Source organism: Geodermatophilus sp. SYSU D00697 (genome assembly GCF_054050175.1).
In genome coordinates this window covers 78,270-94,310 of sequence record NZ_JBJGYV010000001.1, presented here as the reverse complement: position 1 = coordinate 94,310, position 16,041 = coordinate 78,270, and the positions used below count along the sequence as shown (strand labels likewise).

The 16,041-nt window shown below is 75.0% G+C and carries 15 protein-coding genes; 9 read left to right on the top strand and 6 right to left on the bottom strand.

Annotated elements, in window-relative coordinates; translation table 11 throughout:
- Positions 1–24 precede the first annotated feature (24 nt).
- Positions 25–717, top strand: coding sequence for a TetR/AcrR family transcriptional regulator (locus ACI79C_RS00450; RefSeq protein WP_456943644.1), 693 nt, complete (start codon positions 25–27; stop codon positions 715–717).
- 482 nt (positions 718–1,199) lie between these two features.
- Positions 1,200–2,450, top strand: coding sequence for a PP2C family protein-serine/threonine phosphatase (locus ACI79C_RS00445; protein ID WP_456943643.1), 1,251 nt, complete (start codon positions 1,200–1,202; stop codon positions 2,448–2,450).
- A 73-nt stretch (positions 2,451–2,523) separates the two neighbouring features.
- Here ACI79C_RS00445 and ACI79C_RS00440 read toward each other — a convergent pair whose 3' ends face one another.
- From ACI79C_RS00440 to ACI79C_RS00420, 5 genes are all read right to left on the bottom strand, one after another.
- Positions 2,524–2,817: a DUF1416 domain-containing protein gene (locus ACI79C_RS00440; RefSeq protein ID WP_456943642.1), complete on the bottom strand. Its 294-nt coding sequence runs from the start codon at positions 2,815–2,817 to the stop codon at positions 2,524–2,526.
- A 1-nt stretch (position 2,818) separates the two neighbouring features.
- Complete coding sequence (locus tag ACI79C_RS00435) at positions 2,819–3,652, bottom strand: sulfurtransferase (RefSeq protein WP_456943641.1); 834 nt, start codon at positions 3,650–3,652, stop codon at positions 2,819–2,821.
- A 254-nt stretch (positions 3,653–3,906) separates the two neighbouring features.
- Positions 3,907–4,269 carry a thioredoxin family protein gene (locus tag ACI79C_RS00430; RefSeq protein WP_456943640.1) on the bottom strand — a complete coding sequence of 121 codons (363 nt, stop codon included), beginning with the start codon at positions 4,267–4,269 and terminating at the stop codon, positions 3,907–3,909.
- 43 nt (positions 4,270–4,312) lie between these two features.
- Positions 4,313–5,002, bottom strand: a complete 690-nt coding sequence (locus tag ACI79C_RS00425) for an LmeA family phospholipid-binding protein (RefSeq protein ID WP_456943639.1) — start codon at positions 5,000–5,002, stop codon at positions 4,313–4,315.
- A complete protein-coding gene (locus ACI79C_RS00420) occupies positions 5,002–5,823 on the bottom strand; it encodes a hypothetical protein (protein ID WP_456943638.1) in 822 nt (273 codons plus the stop codon). The genes ACI79C_RS00425 and ACI79C_RS00420 overlap by 1 nt, the downstream gene beginning before the upstream one ends.
- A 293-nt stretch (positions 5,824–6,116) precedes the next feature.
- Here ACI79C_RS00420 and ACI79C_RS00415 point away from each other — a divergent pair, with 293 nt between their 5' ends.
- From ACI79C_RS00415 to pstB, 6 genes are all read left to right on the top strand, one after another.
- On the top strand, positions 6,117–6,860 hold the full coding sequence (locus ACI79C_RS00415) for a winged helix-turn-helix transcriptional regulator (protein WP_456943637.1): 744 nt from the start codon (positions 6,117–6,119) through the stop codon (positions 6,858–6,860).
- A 7-nt stretch (positions 6,861–6,867) separates the two neighbouring features.
- Complete coding sequence (gene mshD, locus ACI79C_RS00410; RefSeq protein ID WP_456943917.1) at positions 6,868–7,809, top strand: mycothiol synthase; 942 nt, start codon at positions 6,868–6,870, stop codon at positions 7,807–7,809.
- Positions 7,810–8,022: 213 nt separating this feature from the next.
- On the top strand, positions 8,023–9,141 hold the full coding sequence (gene pstS, locus ACI79C_RS00405; RefSeq protein WP_456943636.1) for a phosphate ABC transporter substrate-binding protein PstS: 1,119 nt from the start codon (positions 8,023–8,025) through the stop codon (positions 9,139–9,141).
- Between the two features lie 103 nt (positions 9,142–9,244).
- A complete protein-coding gene (pstC, locus tag ACI79C_RS00400) occupies positions 9,245–10,195 on the top strand; it encodes a phosphate ABC transporter permease subunit PstC (RefSeq protein WP_456943635.1) in 951 nt (316 codons plus the stop codon).
- Positions 10,195–11,274, top strand: a complete 1,080-nt coding sequence (gene pstA / locus ACI79C_RS00395) for a phosphate ABC transporter permease PstA (RefSeq protein WP_456943634.1) — start codon at positions 10,195–10,197, stop codon at positions 11,272–11,274. Before pstC ends, pstA begins: the two co-directional genes overlap by 1 nt.
- Positions 11,275–11,300: 26 nt before the next feature.
- Positions 11,301–12,080 carry a phosphate ABC transporter ATP-binding protein PstB gene (gene pstB, locus ACI79C_RS00390; protein WP_456943633.1) on the top strand — a complete coding sequence of 260 codons (780 nt, stop codon included), beginning with the start codon at positions 11,301–11,303 and terminating at the stop codon, positions 12,078–12,080.
- A gap of 277 nt (positions 12,081–12,357) precedes the next feature.
- On the opposite strand, the gene ACI79C_RS00385 is transcribed toward pstB, so the two are convergent.
- Positions 12,358–14,586 carry a LytR C-terminal domain-containing protein gene (locus ACI79C_RS00385; RefSeq protein ID WP_456943632.1) on the bottom strand — a complete coding sequence of 743 codons (2,229 nt, stop codon included), beginning with the start codon at positions 14,584–14,586 and terminating at the stop codon, positions 12,358–12,360.
- A gap of 183 nt (positions 14,587–14,769) precedes the next feature.
- Here ACI79C_RS00385 and ACI79C_RS00380 point away from each other — a divergent pair, with 183 nt between their 5' ends.
- Positions 14,770–16,032 (top strand): hypothetical protein, encoded by a 1,263-nt coding sequence (locus tag ACI79C_RS00380; protein WP_456943631.1) that lies wholly within the window; start codon positions 14,770–14,772, stop codon positions 16,030–16,032.
- Positions 16,033–16,041: the final 9 nt, after the last annotated feature.

The following is a 16,041-nucleotide window of genomic DNA, read 5'->3' as shown; positions in this document are numbered from 1 at the left end:
CTCGCGCGGGCGATCATGAGGGGCGTGCCGCCCACCGCCCGCGAACGCGTCCGCGCCGAGCTGACCGCCGAGATCACCGACGCCGCGCGCCGGCAGCTGGCCGAGGTGGGCGCCGCCGCGCTGTCGCTGCGGGCGGTGGCGCGGGAGCTGGGCATGGCGTCGTCGGCGCTGTACCGCTACTTCCCGAGCCGGGATGACCTGCTGACCCGGCTGATCATCGACGGCTACGACGCCCTCGGTGCCGCCGCCGAGGCCGCCGACGACCCCGCGGCCCCGCCGCGCGAGCGCTGGCTGGCCGTCTGCCGCGCCGTCCGCTCGTGGGCCCGGGCGCGCCCGCACGAGTACGCCCTGCTCTACGGGTCGCCGGTGCCGGGCTACGCGGCGCCGCGCGACACCGTCCCCGCGGCCAGCCGGGTCGGCGTCGTCCTCGGCCGGGTCCTCGGCGATGCCGCCCGCAGCGGTGTCCTGCCCGAGCCGTCCGGGGCGGCGCGGGACCGCACGCTGCTCAGCGACGACACGGTGGCCGTCCTCGGCGGGGAACACCCCGCCCTCGACGACACCGTCCGGCTGCGGGCCCTGCTGGCCTGGAGCTCGCTCTACGGGACGATCAGCTTCGAGCTGTTCGGGCACTTCGTCGGCTCGGTGGAGGACGCCGACCGCTACTTCGACCGCGCGATGGACGAGCTGGCGCAGCTCATCGGCCTCTCCCGCGGCTGACGCCCGGGGCCGGCGGCACCGCCGGGTGCGTCCAGGAGATCGTCACACCCCATACCAGCGTTCGAGACGTCACAGCGACCGCCGCCCCGTCCTCGTTCGAGGTCGCGCTGGCCGGCGTGCTGCGCACACACCCGCTGGTCACCACCCGGTGCCGGTGGAGCTGCTGTCGAGGGGCAGAAGGCCCAGGAGCGGCAGCGGGTCGTGGCGGCCGAGGCGACGCTGGCCGCCCACGAGGCCGAGCCGGTCCTCGGCCTCGCCGACGACAGTCGGCCGACGGCGACCCGCCGCCGGGCACGCCGGGTGCACGGAGCTCGTCGTGGACGCCGGACGGCGCACTGCCGGGTGTCTCCGGTCGCGCACCTCCACCGGCGGGAACGCCGGCACGGGGCATGGCACGCTGGACGGCTGCGGCGCGTGCCGGAGCAGGTGTCAGGAGCGAGGAGGGCGGCCTCATCGAGGACCATCGAGCAGGGGCGGACGACGTGCCGACCCTCCGGTCGGTGGAGGCGCAGCTCTCCCGCGCGGTGGCGCGCTACGAGCGCGTGCTGGCCAACGTCGCCGACGGCATCTACGGCCTGGACGCGGCCGGCCGGGTCGAGTTCGTCAACCCCGCCGCCGTGCGGATCACCGGTCGCCCGGCCGCCGAGCAACTGGGCCTGGACCAGCACGACCTGATGCACGGCGTCCGCCCCGACGGCACCCCCTACCCCCGGGAGGAGTGCCCGGTGTGGCAGGCGCTCCGCACCGGCCGGACGGTCGCCGGCGACCACGAGGCCTTCTGGCACCACGACGGCAGGCCGGTGCCGGTGGAGCTGATCGCCGTCCCCATGCTGGAGGACGGCGCGGTGACCGGCGTCGTCGTCTCCTTCCGGGACCTCACCGACCGGCTGGCCGCGCAGCGGCAGGCGGCCGAGTTGCAGCAGCTGGCCGCGCGGGCCGCGACCCAGCGAGCGCTCTCGGACCGGCTGCAGCAGGCCCTCCTCACGCCACCGCCGGAGCCCGACCACCTGCACATCGCGGTCCGCTACCGGCCGGCCGCGCACGAGGCCCAGGTCGGCGGCGACTGGTACGACGCGTTCCTGCAGCCCGACGGCGCGACCATGCTGGTCATCGGGGACGTCGTGGGTCACGACAGCGACGCCGCGGCGGCGATGGGCCAGCTGCGCGGACTGCTGCGCGCACTGGCCTACGACAACGACGAGCCGCCGTCAGCGACCCTGACCCGCGCCGAGCACGCCGCCCGCGGGCTGGCGGTGAGCAGCCTGGCGACCGTGGTCCTCGCGCGGGTCGAGCGCCGCCCCGACGTGCCGGTGCGTGGCACCCGCGTGCTGCGGTGGAGCAACGCCGGGCACCTGCCGCCGCTCCTGCTCGCGCCCGACGGGACGACCACGCTGCTGGAGACCCGACCGGATCTCATGATCGGCGTGGACCCCGACGCCCCGCGCGCCGACCACACGGTCGAGCTGGACGACGGGCACACCCTGCTGCTGGTCACCGACGGCCTGGTCGAGCGCCGGGACACCGACCTCGACGAGGGGCTGGCGGTGCTGTGCGAGGCGCTCCGCGACCTGGGCCGGGTGCCGCTCGAGGAGCTCTGCGACGCGCTGCTGGCCCGGATGCTGCCGGTGGACGGCGCGGACGATGTCGCGATCGTCGCCGTCCGCGCCTATCCGGAGGACCGCCCGCGCCCGCCGGAGGCCGGTCCCAACCGGCTGCCGCCCGACATCTCCTGAGCACGCGACAGCGCCCGCCCCGGCGGCTGCCGGGGCGGGCGCTGTCGCGGAGGGCCCCGGAGGGGTGCCTCCGTCAGTCGATGGCGACGGTGGTCTCGTTCAGGCCGACGTCGGCGCTGACCAGGCGCTCGCCCTTGCCGACCGGCGCCAGGGAGCGGAGCTTCCACTCACCGGGTGCGGCGAAGAACCGGAACTCGCCCTCGGGGCTGGTCACGACCTCGGCGGTGAACTCGTCGGTCGAGTCCAGCAGCCGGACGTAGGCCCCGGCGACCGGCGCGCCGTCGTGCCACACCGAGCCCTGGATGACCGTCTGCGTCGTCAGGTCCACGCCCGCCAGGGCACCGCCCTGCTTGGGAGCGCCGCACATCTCAGGCCCCCTTCTCGATGGGGACGCCGACGAGCGAGCCGTACTCGGTCCACGAACCGTCGTAGTTCTTGACGTTCTGGTGGCCGAGCAGCTCGCGCAGCACGAACCAGGTGTGGCTCGAGCGCTCGCCGATCCGGCAGTAGGCGATGGTGTCCTTGCCGGTGTCGAGGCCGGCGTCGGCGTAGAGCTCGGCCAGCTCCTCGTCGCTCTTGAAGGTGCCGTCCTCGTTGGCCGCCTTGCTCCAGGGCACGTTCACCGCGGTCGGGATGTGACCCGGACGCTGCGCGCCCTCCTGCGGCAGGTGGGCGGGGGCGACCAGCTTGCCGGCGAACTCGTCGGGCGAGCGGACGTCGACGAGGTTCTTCTGGCCGATCGCGGCCACGACCTCGTCACGGAAGGCGCGGATCGAGGTGTCGGGCTCCTGCGCCCGGTACTGCGTGGCCGGCCGCGACACGGTGTCGGTGGACAGCGGGCGGCTGTCGAGCTCCCACTTCTTGCGGCCGCCGTCGACCAGCTTGACGTCCTGGTGGCCGTAGAGCTTGAAGTACCAGTACGCGTAGGCGGCGAACCAGTTGTTGTTGCCGCCGTAGAGGACGACGGTGTCGTCGTTGCTGATGCCGCGCTCGGACAGCAGCTGCTCGAACTGCTCCTTGCTGACGAAGTCGCGGCGCAGGGGGTCCTGGAGGTCGGTCTTCCAGTCCAGCTTGACCGCGCCCTGGATGTGGCCCTTGTCGTAGGCGCTGGTGTCCTCGTCGACCTCGACGAAGACGATGCCGGGGGCGCCGAGGTGCTCCTGGGCCCAGTCGGCGGAGACGAGCACGTCGTTGCGGCTCATGGGGGGTGTTCCTCCCTGTGTGGGTGCGGGTCGGGTGGTGCGGGCCGGGGTCGACCCGCCGGACGGTTCAGGTGGGGGCGGGATGAGCCGGAGCGCTCCGCGCCGGGATCGACCGTGCGCCCGCACGTCGATCGGGCGGCTCTGGGCGGGCGGGGCCAGCGCTCAGGAGGCCGGACACAGGCAGCTGCCGACGCGGCACAGGTCCACCGTGCGGCGTGAGGTCAGCAGGATGCCCACGGCGCGAGGGTAACGGATCACACGTCCCACCCCTCCCGGGTGCCCGGGCCCGGCCCGAGGTGCGCATCGACCAGCGCGGCCAGCTCGCCGGCCCGCGGCGCGCGGTCGGCGCGTCCCACCAGGCGGCCGTCGCGGGCGAGGAACAGCAGCGTCGGCGTGCTCCGGACGTCGAGCGCGCGGACCGCGGAGAGGTGGCTCTCGGCGTCGACGTCGACGGCGGCCAGCCGCGGTCGCGTCGCCGCCAGCTGCCGCAGCCGCGCCCGGGTCGCCCGGCACGGCCCGCAGAAGGCCGTGGAGAACTGGACGACGGTCAGGTCGGCCTCCTCGGGGCGCACACCCAGCGCCGCGAGGACGTCGGACGGCACGTCGACGGGACCCACGCCCCGCACAACCGCGGCCTGCCGGGCGGGTGTTCCCGGGAGGTCAGCCCCGCAGCACCGCGTCGGTGGCCGCCACGGCGACGTCGACGCCGTCGTCGCCCGGGGTGACACCGGTCAGCTGCAGCCCGAAGGGCAGCTCCGGCACGGGGTAGCGCAGGTCCAGCAGGTCACCGGCCTCGTCCACGAGGAAGCCCGGCAGGTCCACCCCCGCCCCAGAGGCCTCCTCGACGTCGACGACCAGGTCGCCGTCGTCGAGGCCGACCGTGCCCACCGCGGTCAGGGGAACGGTCAGACCGGCCAGCTCCACGGTCCGCTGGACGCGCAGCCCGTCGCCCTCGCGGGTCAGCGTGGTGCCGGGGCCCAGCTGCTCGGACAGCAGCGCGTAGGACAGCGTCGCCGTCCCGTCGATGCGGTCGACCGGCACCTCCTGCACCGATCCGGACAGCACGTCGGACAGCGGGACGTGCACGCCGCGCAGTGAGACGTCGGCCCGCGCGCCCTGCGGCTGGCCCAGCTCGGCCGCGGTCAGCGAGATGCGGACGTCCTCGTAGGTGCCACCCAGCGCCTGGGTCAGGAACGGGAACCCGCGGATGTCGACCTCCGGCTCCCCGGCGAGCTGCCCGCGCTCGGCGATGACCTGCGCGACGCGGTCCTCGGCGACGCCGACGCCCACCCGGTCGGCGACGACGGCGAGGCCGACCAGCAGCAGGAGGACGACGAGCAGGGCACGCATCAGAACGCGTCCTGCAGGACGAGGGAGAAGGCGACCGGGGCACAGGCCGCGAACGGCAGCACCGCCTGCACCAGCAGCGCGGCCCAGGCCCGCCGCGGGCCCTCCACCGTTGCGTACTGCGCGGCCAGCCCGACGAGGGCGGCGACGCCGCCGAGCCCGAGGCCGAACGTGAGGACGGCGAGCACCTCGAACAGGTCCGCGGTGCCGTGGCGGACCAGCGCCACGACGGCGCCGGCCAGCACCGACAGCACGAGCCCGGGCACCCCTCGCGAGACGCCGGGGGCGACGGTCGGCCGGAGCACCACCAGGTCGACGAGGTGACCGGCGACGATCGTCGTCCCGACGACAAGCAGGGCCGTCGTGGCGGCGTCCCCGCCCCGGCCCTCGCCCGGCAGGAGCAGCAGCACCGCCAGGGCCGAGACCGCGCAGACCAGCAGCACGACCCCGGCCAGCGAGCCGACGACGTCCCGGCGCGGCGCCGGGCGGGACATCTGGTGCAGCACGGCCGCGAGGAAGCCCAGCCCCGGGACCGCCAGGAGCGACCCCAGCTCGGGCCGCTCCGGGAGGACGACCAGTGCGTCGGCACCCGCGGCCGCCGCCAGGCCCAGCAGCGGCGCACCGACCCGCCCCGGGATGCCGGTGGCCGGCACCCACGCGGCGACGAGGGCGACCTGGAGGACGGCGACCGCGGCCACCCGCCCGATCTCACCCGCGACCTCGGCGGGCACCAGGAGCAACGCCGTGGCAACGGCAGCCAGGGCGGCCGCGGGGACGTGGTGCCCCCGGGCCGTCGCCCTCGTGCGCAGTGCGGCCGCAGTCACGGGTCGATCGTCGCAGACACCCAGCACCCGATCCGCTCGACGAGCTGGCCGGGGCGCCGCTCTCGGCGTGTCCGGCCCCCGTGACGACCCCCGCGGCGGCCGCCGGCACCGCGGTGGGCCCGGGGGTGTCGACGCCTGCGGGCCGCACGCCGTCGACCGTGGCTCCCGTCACTCGTTGCAGATCGGTCACGACGCAGGGTCCCTGCAACGCGTCGGTTATCCTGCTGTCTCTCGACAGCGCCGTCGTGGGCCCCCGGACGACTCCTCGTCCCCGGCTCCCCTGAGGAGACGACATGCGACTCGTGCTCATGACCGCGGCGCGCCAGGCCACGACCGAGGTGCTGCCCGCCCTCGGGCTGCTGGGCCACCAGGTCCGCGTGGTGGCGCCCGAGCTGTCCAGCCTGCTCGACGGCGACTCCGGCGACGTCGTCCTCGTCGACGCCCGCCACGACCTCATCGGCGCCCGCACGCTGTGCGGGCTGCTCGCCTCCACCGGCGTCGCCTCGGCGCTGGTCGCCGTGCTCGCCGAGGGCGGCCTCGTGGCGCTGTCGGCCGACTGGGGCGTCGACGACGTCCTGCTCGACACCGCCGGCCCTGCCGAGGTCGACGCCCGCCTGAAGTGGGCCACCGCCCGGCGGATGGCGGCCGCCACGCCGGTCGACGGCGGCGACAGCGGCGTGACCACCGCCGGCGAGCTGGTCATCGACGAGCACAGCTACTCGGCCAAGCTCCGCGGCCGGCCGCTCGACCTCACCTACAAGGAGTTCGAGCTGCTCAAGTACCTGGCCCAGCACCCCGGCCGGGTCTTCTCCCGCGCGCAGCTGCTGCAGGAGATCTGGGGCTACGACTACTTCGGGGGCACCCGGACCGTCGACGTCCACGTGCGCCGGCTGCGGGCCAAGCTCGGCACCGAGCACGAGGCGCTGATCGGCACGGTCCGCAACGTCGGCTACAAGCTCGACCAGCAGGTCGCCGACGCCACCGCGGCCGCCGCCCGGGCCGAGGCCGAGACCGCCTCCGACGCAGAGCTGGTCTGAGGCCGCCCTGTCCTCCTCCTCCACCGTCCGGGACGTCGCGCGCCTCGACCCGGCTGACGTCGCCGCGGTGCTCGCGCTGCTGCGCGCCGCGACGGCCGGCGACGGCGTCCGCCCCCTCTCGGAGGAGGCCGAGCTGCGGTTGCAGCACGGCGGTCCGGACGGCGGGCGCGACGTGCTGGCCGAGGCGCCCGACGGCACCCTCACCGGGTACGCCCGGTTCGAGGGCGGCGACGGGACCGGCGACGCGGAGGCCGAGCTGGTCGTCTCCCCGGCCGCCCGCCGGCAGGGCGTCGGCGCCGCCCTGCTGACCCGGCTCGAGCAGCTCGCCGGCGACCGCCCCCTGCGGGTGTGGGCGCACGGCGACCTGCCGGGGTCGGCCGAGCTGGCCGCGGGCCGCGGCTACACGCGGGCGCGGGTGCTGCTGCAGATGCGCCGCGACCTGGCCGGCGTCGACCCCGATCCGCGGCCGCGGCTCCCCGAGGGCGTGACGGTGCGACCGTTCCGGCCCGGCCGGGACGAGCAGGCCTGGCTGCGGGTCAACGCCCGCGCCTTCGCCACCCACCCCGAGCAGGGCAGCTGGACCGAGGCCGACCTGCGGCTGCGCGAGGCCGAGCCGTGGTTCGACCCGGCCGGGTTCTTCCTGGCCTGGCGGGGGGAGCCCGACGAGGGCGGCACCCTCCTGGGCTCGCACTGGACCAAGGTGCACCCGCCCGGCGACGAGGGGCCGGAGGCGGTGGGCGAGGTCTACGTGCTCGGCATCGACCCCGACGCCCAGGGCACCGGCCTGGGCCGGGCGCTCACCGACACCGGCCTGGCGCACCTGCGCGCCCGCGGTCTCCGGCAGGTGCTCCTCTACGTCGAGGAGGACAACACCGCCGCGGTGACGCTCTACGAGCGCAGCGGCTTCACCCGGCACGCCGTCGACGTCTCCTGGCGGCGGGCCGCCTAGTACCGGACGATCTCCGTCCGCAACGGGGGCGCGCGCCCGTTCACCTGCTCGACGTGACCTGGTTCTCACCCGGTGGGGAAACGCTCCGCAGCCGTTCACCGCTCGTTCACCGAGGCACCCGGATGCGGCCACCTCGGCTGCCTACCTTCGGCGCTCGTTGGTTCCTTGCTGCCCGGCATCGAGGTCCGGGCACACCAGTCGAAAGGCACTGAGTTGAAGCTCAGCACCACGTCGCGCGCCGTCGCCCTCTCCGCGGCGCTGGCCGGCAGCCTCGCGCTCACCGCGTGTGGCGCCGCCAACGAGCAGAACGCCGGCGGGGGCGGCAGCACCAGCGGCGGCGGCAGCTCGGAGGAGCTCAGCGGCGACCTCGTCGGGGCCGGCGCGAGCAGCCAGCAGGCCGCGATGCAGGCCTGGCAGGCCGGGTTCAACGGGCAGCAGCCGGGCGTCAACTTCAGCTACGACCCCGTCGGCTCCGGCGGTGGCCGCGAGCAGTTCATCGCCGGCGGCACCGACTTCGCGGGCTCCGACGCCGCCCTGGACGACGAGGAGCTCCCGCAGGCGCAGGAGCGCTGCGGCGGTGGCGAGGTCTTCGAGCTGCCCAACTACATCTCGCCGATCGCGGTCATCTACAACCTCGAGGGCGTCGACCAGCTGAACCTGAAGCCCGCCACGATCGCCGGGATCTTCTCCGGGGCGATCACGAACTGGAACGACCCGGCGATCGCCGCCGACAACCCCGGCGTCACGCTGCCGGACCAGGCGATCACCCCGGTGCACCGCGCCGACGACTCGGGCACGACGGACAACTTCACCGACTACCTGTTCCAGACGGCCGGGGACGTGTGGACCTCCGAGCCCGACGGCGAGTGGCCGCTGCCCGGTGGGGAGGCCGCGAACGGCACCTCGGGCGTCGTGGCCGCCGTCCAGGCCGGCGCGGGCGCCATCGGCTACGCCGACGCCAGCCAGGCCGGCGAGCTGGGCATCGCCAACGTGGGTGTGGGCAGCGAGTTCGTCGCCCCGACCCCGGAGGCCGCCGCGGCGGTCGTCGAGAACTCCCCCGCCCTGGAGGGCCGCGGCCAGTACGACTTCGCCATCGAGGTGAACCGGCAGACCGAGGGCTCCGGCGAGTACCCGATCGTGCTGGTCAGCTACCACATCGGCTGCATCCAGTACGACGACCAGGCCAAGGCCGACGCCGTCTCCGCCTTCATGGGTTACGTCATCAGCGAGGAGGGCCAGCAGGCCGCCGCCGAGGCCGCGGGCAGCGCCCCGATCTCGGCCGCCCTGCGCAACCAGGCCCAGTCCGCGGTCGACGCGATGACCGCCGGCTGACCGAGCCCCACACCGTGGCCCGGGGCGTCCTCCGACGCCCCGGGCCACGGCCCCGCCCGGGACGGGCGGACCCGACACGACCGAACCAACCCACGGAGCAAGGGTGACCGCGACCAGGACCCCGTCCGAGCCCACGACCGCGCGGCCGGTACGCCGCCCTGGTGACCGGATCTTCGCCGCCAGCGCGACCGGCTCCGGCATCCTCATCCTGCTGGTCCTGGCCGGCGTCGCCGTCTTCCTGATCAGCGAGGCGCTCCCCGCGCTGACCGCCCCCGCCGAGGACATCCCCGGCGGCGAGGGCCTGGGCAGCTACGTCGCCCCGCTGGTCTTCGGCACGCTGATCGCCGCCGTGATCGCCCTGGTGGTGGCCACGCCCCTCGCCGTCGCGATCGCCCTGTTCATCACCTACTACGCCCCCCGACGGGTGGCCCAGGGCCTGGGCTACGTCGTCGACCTGCTGGCTGCCATCCCCAGCGTCGTCTACGGCTTCTGGGGCATCGCCGCGCTGGCTCCCGCCCTGGTGCCCTTCTACGCCTGGGCCGAGGACAACCTCGGCTTCATCCCCCTCTTCGCCGGCCCCGCGTCCGCGACCGGCCGCACCATGCTGACCGCCGGCCTGGTCCTCGCGGTCATGATCCTGCCGATCATCTCGGCGATCTCCCGCGAGGTGTTCAGCCAGGCCCCGGCCCTGCACCGCGAGGCCGCCCTGGCACTGGGCGCCACCCGCTGGGAGATGATCAAGATGGCGGTGCTCCCCTACGGGAAGTCCGGCGTCATCGGCGGCGCGATGCTCGGCCTCGGGCGCGCCCTGGGCGAGACGCTCGCCGTGGCCATCGTGCTCTCCGGCTCCGGCGGGATCACGTTCAACGTGATCTCCAGCAGCAACCCGTCGACCATCGCGGCCAACATCGCCCTGCAGTTCCCCGAGTCCACGGGCATCGCGATCAACACGCTCATCGCCAGCGGCCTCGCGCTGTTCGTGATCACCCTGGCGGTCAACATGTTCGCCCGCTGGATCGTCGAGCGGCGCGCCGACTTCTCCGGAGCCAACTGATGAGCACCGACACCCAGTCCGCGCCCTCGCGACTCACGTCCCCCGAGGGGCCGGTCCGCCGCAGCCGCCAGCTGCCCCGGTACGGGGCGCTGGGCCTCTACGCCCTCGGCATCGCGCTCGGTGCCGTCCTCTCGGCGCTCACCGGGTTCAGCATCGCGCTCACGGTCATCTACGGCGCCGTCCTGGGCACACTGCTGGTCTGGCTGGTCTCCCGCCAGGTGGAGGGACGGCGCAAGGGCACCGACCGGCTGGTCACCGCCCTGGTGACCACCGCGTTCGCCATCGCCATGGTCCCGCTGGTGTCCCTGGTCTGGACGGTGCTCGAGAACGGGCTCCCCCGCCTCGACGGCGAGTTCTTCAACTCCTCACTGCTCGGGGTCGTCGGGGAGGGTGGCGGCGCGTACCACGCGATCCTCGGCACCGTCATCATCACCCTGCTGACCGCCGTCATCTCCGTGCCGATCGGCCTGCTGACGGCCATCTACCTGGTCGAGTACGGGTCGGGCCGGCTCAAGCGGGCGATCACCTTCTTCGTCGACGTCATGACCGGCATCCCGTCGATCGTCGCCGGCCTGTTCGCCTTCGCCCTGTTCGCGCTCTTCTTCGGCCCCGGCATCCGGCTGGGCGTCATGGGCGCCGTCGCGCTGTCGGTGCTGATGATCCCGGTCGTCGTCCGGTCGTCGGAGGAGGTGCTCAAGCTCGTGCCGAACGAGCTGCGCGAGGCCAGCTACGCCCTCGGCGTCCCCAAGTGGCGCACCATCGTCAAGGTCGTCCTGCCCACGGCGATCGCAGGCCTGGGTACCGGGATCACCCTGGCCGTGGCCCGCGTCATCGGGGAGACCGCGCCGCTGCTGGTGACCGTCGGCATCATCAACGGCACCAACCTCGACCCGTTCGACGGCCGCATGGCGACGCTGCCGGTGTACGCCTTCTACCAGCTGACCCAGCCGGGCTTCCCGCCGGAGTTCGCCATCGAGCGCGCCTGGACGGCCGCTCTGGTCCTCATCGTCCTGGTGATGGCGCTCAACGTCGTCGCCCGCCTGATCACCCGCTTCTTCGCCCCCAAGACCGGTCGCTGACCGGAGCCCGTCAGGAGGACACGTACGTGGCCAAGCGCATCGAGGTCTCGGACCTGAACATCTACTACGGCAACTTCCTGGCCGTGGAGAACGTCAACGTCTCCATCGAACCGCGGAACATCACCGCGCTGATCGGTCCGTCGGGGTGCGGCAAGTCCACCTTCCTGCGGTCGCTCAACCGGATGCACGAGGTGATCCCGGGCGCCCGTGTCGAGGGCAAGGTCGTCATGGACGGCCAGGACCTCTACGGCGCCGACGTCGACCCGGTGAACGTGCGCCGGCAGATCGGCATGGTCTTCCAGCGGCCCAACCCGTTCCCGACCATGTCGATCTACGAGAACGTCGTGGCCGGCAACCGGCTGAACAACAAGCGGATGAAGAAGTCCGAGACCGACGACCTCGTGGAGCGGTCGCTGCGGGGCGCCAACCTGTGGAACGAGGTGAAGGACCGCCTCGACCGTCCCGGGTCGGGCCTGTCCGGCGGCCAGCAGCAGCGGCTGTGCATCGCCCGCGCGATCGCCGTCGAGCCCGAGATCCTGCTGATGGACGAGCCCTGCTCGGCCCTGGACCCGATCTCCACGCTGGCGATCGAGGACCTGATGACGGAGCTCAAGGAGCGCTTCACCATCGTCATCGTCACGCACAACATGCAGCAGGCCGCGCGGGTGAGCTCCTACACCGGGTTCTTCAACCTCAACGGTGTCGGCCAGCCCGGCCGGCTCATCGAGTTCAACCCGACCGAGAAGATCTTCAGCAACCCGGACGAGAAGGCCACCGAGGACTACATCTCCGGCCGCTTCGGCTGATCTGCGGCGAGGAGTGGGGCCCGGAGGGCCCCGCGGACGGTCTCGGCGCAGCAGGGGAACGGCACCTGGTCGCTGTGTCGTCCGGCAGGACGACGGACAGGGGGTCGCCGCGTTCGACGCGGTGGCCCCCTCTCGCGTTCCAGCGCAGTCGTGTCCCCGCGCCGCTGGGACCGCCTCAGGCCGCGGTGTCACCTACGCGGGGAGCAGGGCCCCCGGGGTCCAGCGCGCGAGGCCCCGGACACGCTCGGCGCGACCAGGTGCCGTCCCCCGCCTCCCCTCAGCAGGAGACCGGGGTCTCGCTCGCGGCGGGCTCGGTGGCGGGGGCGGCGAGCGTGTCGCCGGTCGGCTCCGCCGGCGCGACCGCCTGCTGGGGCGGGGCCGGGACCTCGACGGGGACGACGGTCGAGAAGTCGGGCCCGAGGACCAGCTGCACCCGGTCGCCGATCGTGTCGCTGGCCTGCAGCACGGACCCGGGGACGGCGGCGGCGACGGTGCGCGCCCGCTCCTCCGCGCCTGGGCCGTACCGCACGAGGGTCTCGTTGACGGTGCCCGGCTCGTTGCCGACCTGCCCGACCCCGAAGCCCTGGCCGCGGAGCTGGTCGGCGGCCGTGGCGGCCAGCCCGCTGGTGCCGGTGCCGTTCAGCACGTCGACGGTGATCCCGCCGGGGGCCACGGTGAGCGGCTGCGGCGCCGGCGGAGCGGCCGGCTGCTCGGCCTCGGCGGAGGGCGCAGGCGTGGGGGCGGCCTCGGCGGAGGGGGCGGGGGCCTCGGCGTCCTCGGCCGCCTGCTGAGCGGCGAACTCCTCCGGCAGCCGTCCCTCGTCGATGACCTCGTCGAACAGCGAGCGGGTGACCGCGGCATCGAGCACCACGTAGGCCTGCTCGCTCCCGGCCGGCACGTGGCCGACCTGGGCGACCGGCAGGCCGGCGCGCTGCACCGCGTCGCCGGAGAGGTCGCCCAGCGTGCCGGCCAGCGCGCGGAGGTCGCCGAGCGTGGTCCCCTCGTCGACGGTCAGGGCGTCGGAGGCCCGGGTGAGGAACCGGGTGAGGGTGACGGGGTCGCCGAGGGTGCCCCAGGACATCGCCGTCCGCAGGGTGGAGGTGAGCAGCAGCTGGGCCCGCTCGGCCACCGCGGCCCCGGTGACGTCGGAACCGGCGTCGCCCGGGGTGAGGAAGCCGGAGGCCTGCTCGCCGGAGAGCTCGCTGCTGCCGGGCTCGAGCGGGCTGGCCGAGGCGGTCACGGCGTCGGACACCGTGGGCAGGCACAGGCCGATCCCGCCGAGCGCGTCGACCATGCCGGGCAGGCGGGTGAGGTCGACGCCGAGGTAGTGGTCGACCCGCAGCCCGGTGATCTGCTGGACGGCGCGGACCATGCAGGCCGGCCCCCCGTCGAGCAGGGAGCCCGCGAACGCCTCGCTGGTCGGCTCGCGGAGCTCGCCGTCCGCGGCGACGCAGGCGGGGGTGTCCACGAGGGCGGTGGGCGGGACGCTGACCAGGACCGCGCGCTGCTCGTCGGCGGTCACGTGCACCAGCAGGGTGGCGACGGCGGCCGGGCCCTCCGCGCCGGGCAGGCCGGTGCCGGCGACCAGGTAGGTGGCCGCGCCCTCCTGCAGCCGGGGGGCGAGCACCTCGGGCCCCTCGGGGGCCAGCGCCGCGACGCGCTGGATGCTCTGGTCCACGTAGAAGTACAGGCCCAGGTGGTAGCCGACGACGACGCCCGCGACCACCAGCAGGCCGATCGCCGCCCGGATCAGCCGGCGCCGGCCGGGGCTGCGGGCCGCGCGACGGGCCGCCCGCCGGGCCCGCGGGCTCGGTGGGGACAGCCGGGTCGCCCCCGCCAGCGGCACGTCCCGGCCGGGGATGGGCGGGAGCGGGGCGATCGGCCGGGACGGGCGGTACCCCGGCGGCAGGTCGCCCAGCGGGGGGAACAGCGGTGTCGAGGCACGCACCGGCGACGGCGGCACGGGTGGCAGGCCGGCCGGCACGGGCGGCAGGCCAGTGCCCGCCGGCGCGACGGGCGGGGGTGCGGCCGGCGGGAGCTGCGCGGCCTCCCGGCGGGGCTCCGCGGGCGGCTCTCCGACCGGCCGGCCGGTGCGGTCGGCCCCCGCCGGTGAGGTCCGGTCGGCGCCGGGCACCGGCGGGAACCCACGCGGGGGCGTCGGGCTCGGGTCGGCGTCGCGGGCCGGCCGGGCAGCCGGTTCCTCACGCGCGGGACGGACGGCCTCGCGCGGGGGACGCGACTCGTCGGCCGGCACGGGCGGGAGGCCGCGCCGGTGCGGCGGCGCCGGCTCACCCGGGTCGAGGGGCAGCGGGATCTCGCCGGTGCGCGCGGCACGCCGGCGGCCCACCTCACCGCCCTGCCGGGCGATCAGCTGCTCGACGGTGATCGGCTCGCGCGCCGGGCGGGACGGGTCGGCGGGAGGTTGCTGGGCCGGACGTCGCCGTCCGAGGAAGCGCCCGGGCGTCCGACCGTCACCCGCGTCGTCGCGCGTCCGCTTGTCCCCCACGTGTGCCGACTTCCCATCGTCGAGGTGTCGCCCTGGCCCGTGCCGTCCCTCCGCACGGGCGCAGGCGGCACTGCCCGCGCGCGGTCGCGGCGACTGTCCACGATACGGGCGGATCGCCGCCGACCCCGCCGACGCGCGGACATCGCCGCGCGGGACCCTCGTCGCGGCCGTAGCGTCCCCCGGGTGAAGTTGCCGTTCGTGCCCGGACCGACCGACGTGATCTCAGCGGTGGAGGGCCTCCGCGACGGCGTGTCCGAGGCGCTGGCGCTGGTCCCGAGGCTCGGGACCGTCGTCGGCCGGGTCGAGACGCTCCTGGACCGGGTGACCTCGGCCGTGGACCGGATCGACGGGCTCCTCGACCGGGTCGACGGCGAGGTCACCGCCGTGGAGGCCACCCGCGGGCGGGCGGATGCCCTCATCAGCGCCGTGGACGCCACGCGCGGCCGGGCGGACGCCCTCATCAGCGCCGTGGACGCCACCCGCGGCCGGGCCGACGCCCTCATCAGCGCCGTCGGGCAGACGCAGCGCAGCGCGGACGGGCTCATCGGGGCCGTGGGGCAGACGCAGCGCGGCGCCGACGAGCTCGTCAGCGCCGCGTCGCAGACGCAGCAGAAGGCGGACGCCGCGATCACCGCCGTGGGCGGGACCCAGCAGAGAGCCGACGCCGCGATCGCCGCGGTCGGCGAGACCCAGCAGAGAGCCGACGCCGCCATCGCCGCGGTCGGCGAGACCCAGCACAAGGCCGACGCCGCCATCGCCGCGGTGGAGAGCACCCAGCACAAGGCCGACGCCGCCATCGCCGCGGTCGGCGAGACCCAGCACAAGGCCGACGCCGCCATCGCCGCGGTCGGCGAGACCCAGCACAAGGCCGACGCCGCCATCGCCGCGGTGGAGAGCACCCAGCACAAGGCCGACGCCGCCATCGCCGCGGTGGAGAGCACCCAGCAGAAGGCGGACGCCGCGATCACCGCGGTGGAGAGCACCCAGCAACGGGCCGACGCCGCCATCGACGCGACGGGCGCGACCCTGGCGCGGGCGGACGGCGCCGTCTCCCGCGCGGAGGGGCTGCTCGGCCGGGTCGACCCGCTGGTCGACACCTTCGAGGAGCCGCTGCTCGCGCTCGCTCCGGCGGTGCGGCGGCTGGCGACCAGCATCGACCCGGACGAGGTCCAGGCGGTGGTCACCTTCATCGACCGGCTGCCGCAGCTGATGCAGCACCTCGACGAGGACGTCCTGCCGATCGTGGCGTCCCTGGGGAACGTCGGCACCGACGTCCACGACCTGCTCGACACCATGCAGGACCTGCGTCACGTGGTGAAGGGCTTCCCCGGCTCCCGGCTGTTCCGCCGGCGCGGCGCCGAGGAGATCGCCGAGGACGAGGAGCGCGAGGCCCTCGAGAGCCGGGTCACCGCGGACGGTCAGGAGCCGGGGCGCCCCGACTCCTGACCGCCGGGC

What these genes read in the sequence shown, in the direction of transcription:
- pstA (WP_456943634.1), top strand. Translation starts at nt 10,195, where the DNA reads ATGAGCACCGACACCCAGTCCGCGCCCTCGCGACTCACGTCCCCCGAG.
- ACI79C_RS00415 (WP_456943637.1), top strand. Translation starts at nt 6,117, where the DNA reads ATGCGACTCGTGCTCATGACCGCGGCGCGCCAGGCCACGACCGAGGTG.
- ACI79C_RS00425 (WP_456943639.1), bottom strand. Translation starts at nt 5,002, where the DNA reads ATGCGTGCCCTGCTCGTCGTCCTCCTGCTGCTGGTCGGCCTCGCCGTC.
- ACI79C_RS00435 (WP_456943641.1), bottom strand. Translation starts at nt 3,652, where the DNA reads ATGAGCCGCAACGACGTGCTCGTCTCCGCCGACTGGGCCCAGGAGCAC.
- ACI79C_RS00440 (WP_456943642.1), bottom strand. Translation starts at nt 2,817, where the DNA reads ATGTGCGGCGCTCCCAAGCAGGGCGGTGCCCTGGCGGGCGTGGACCTG.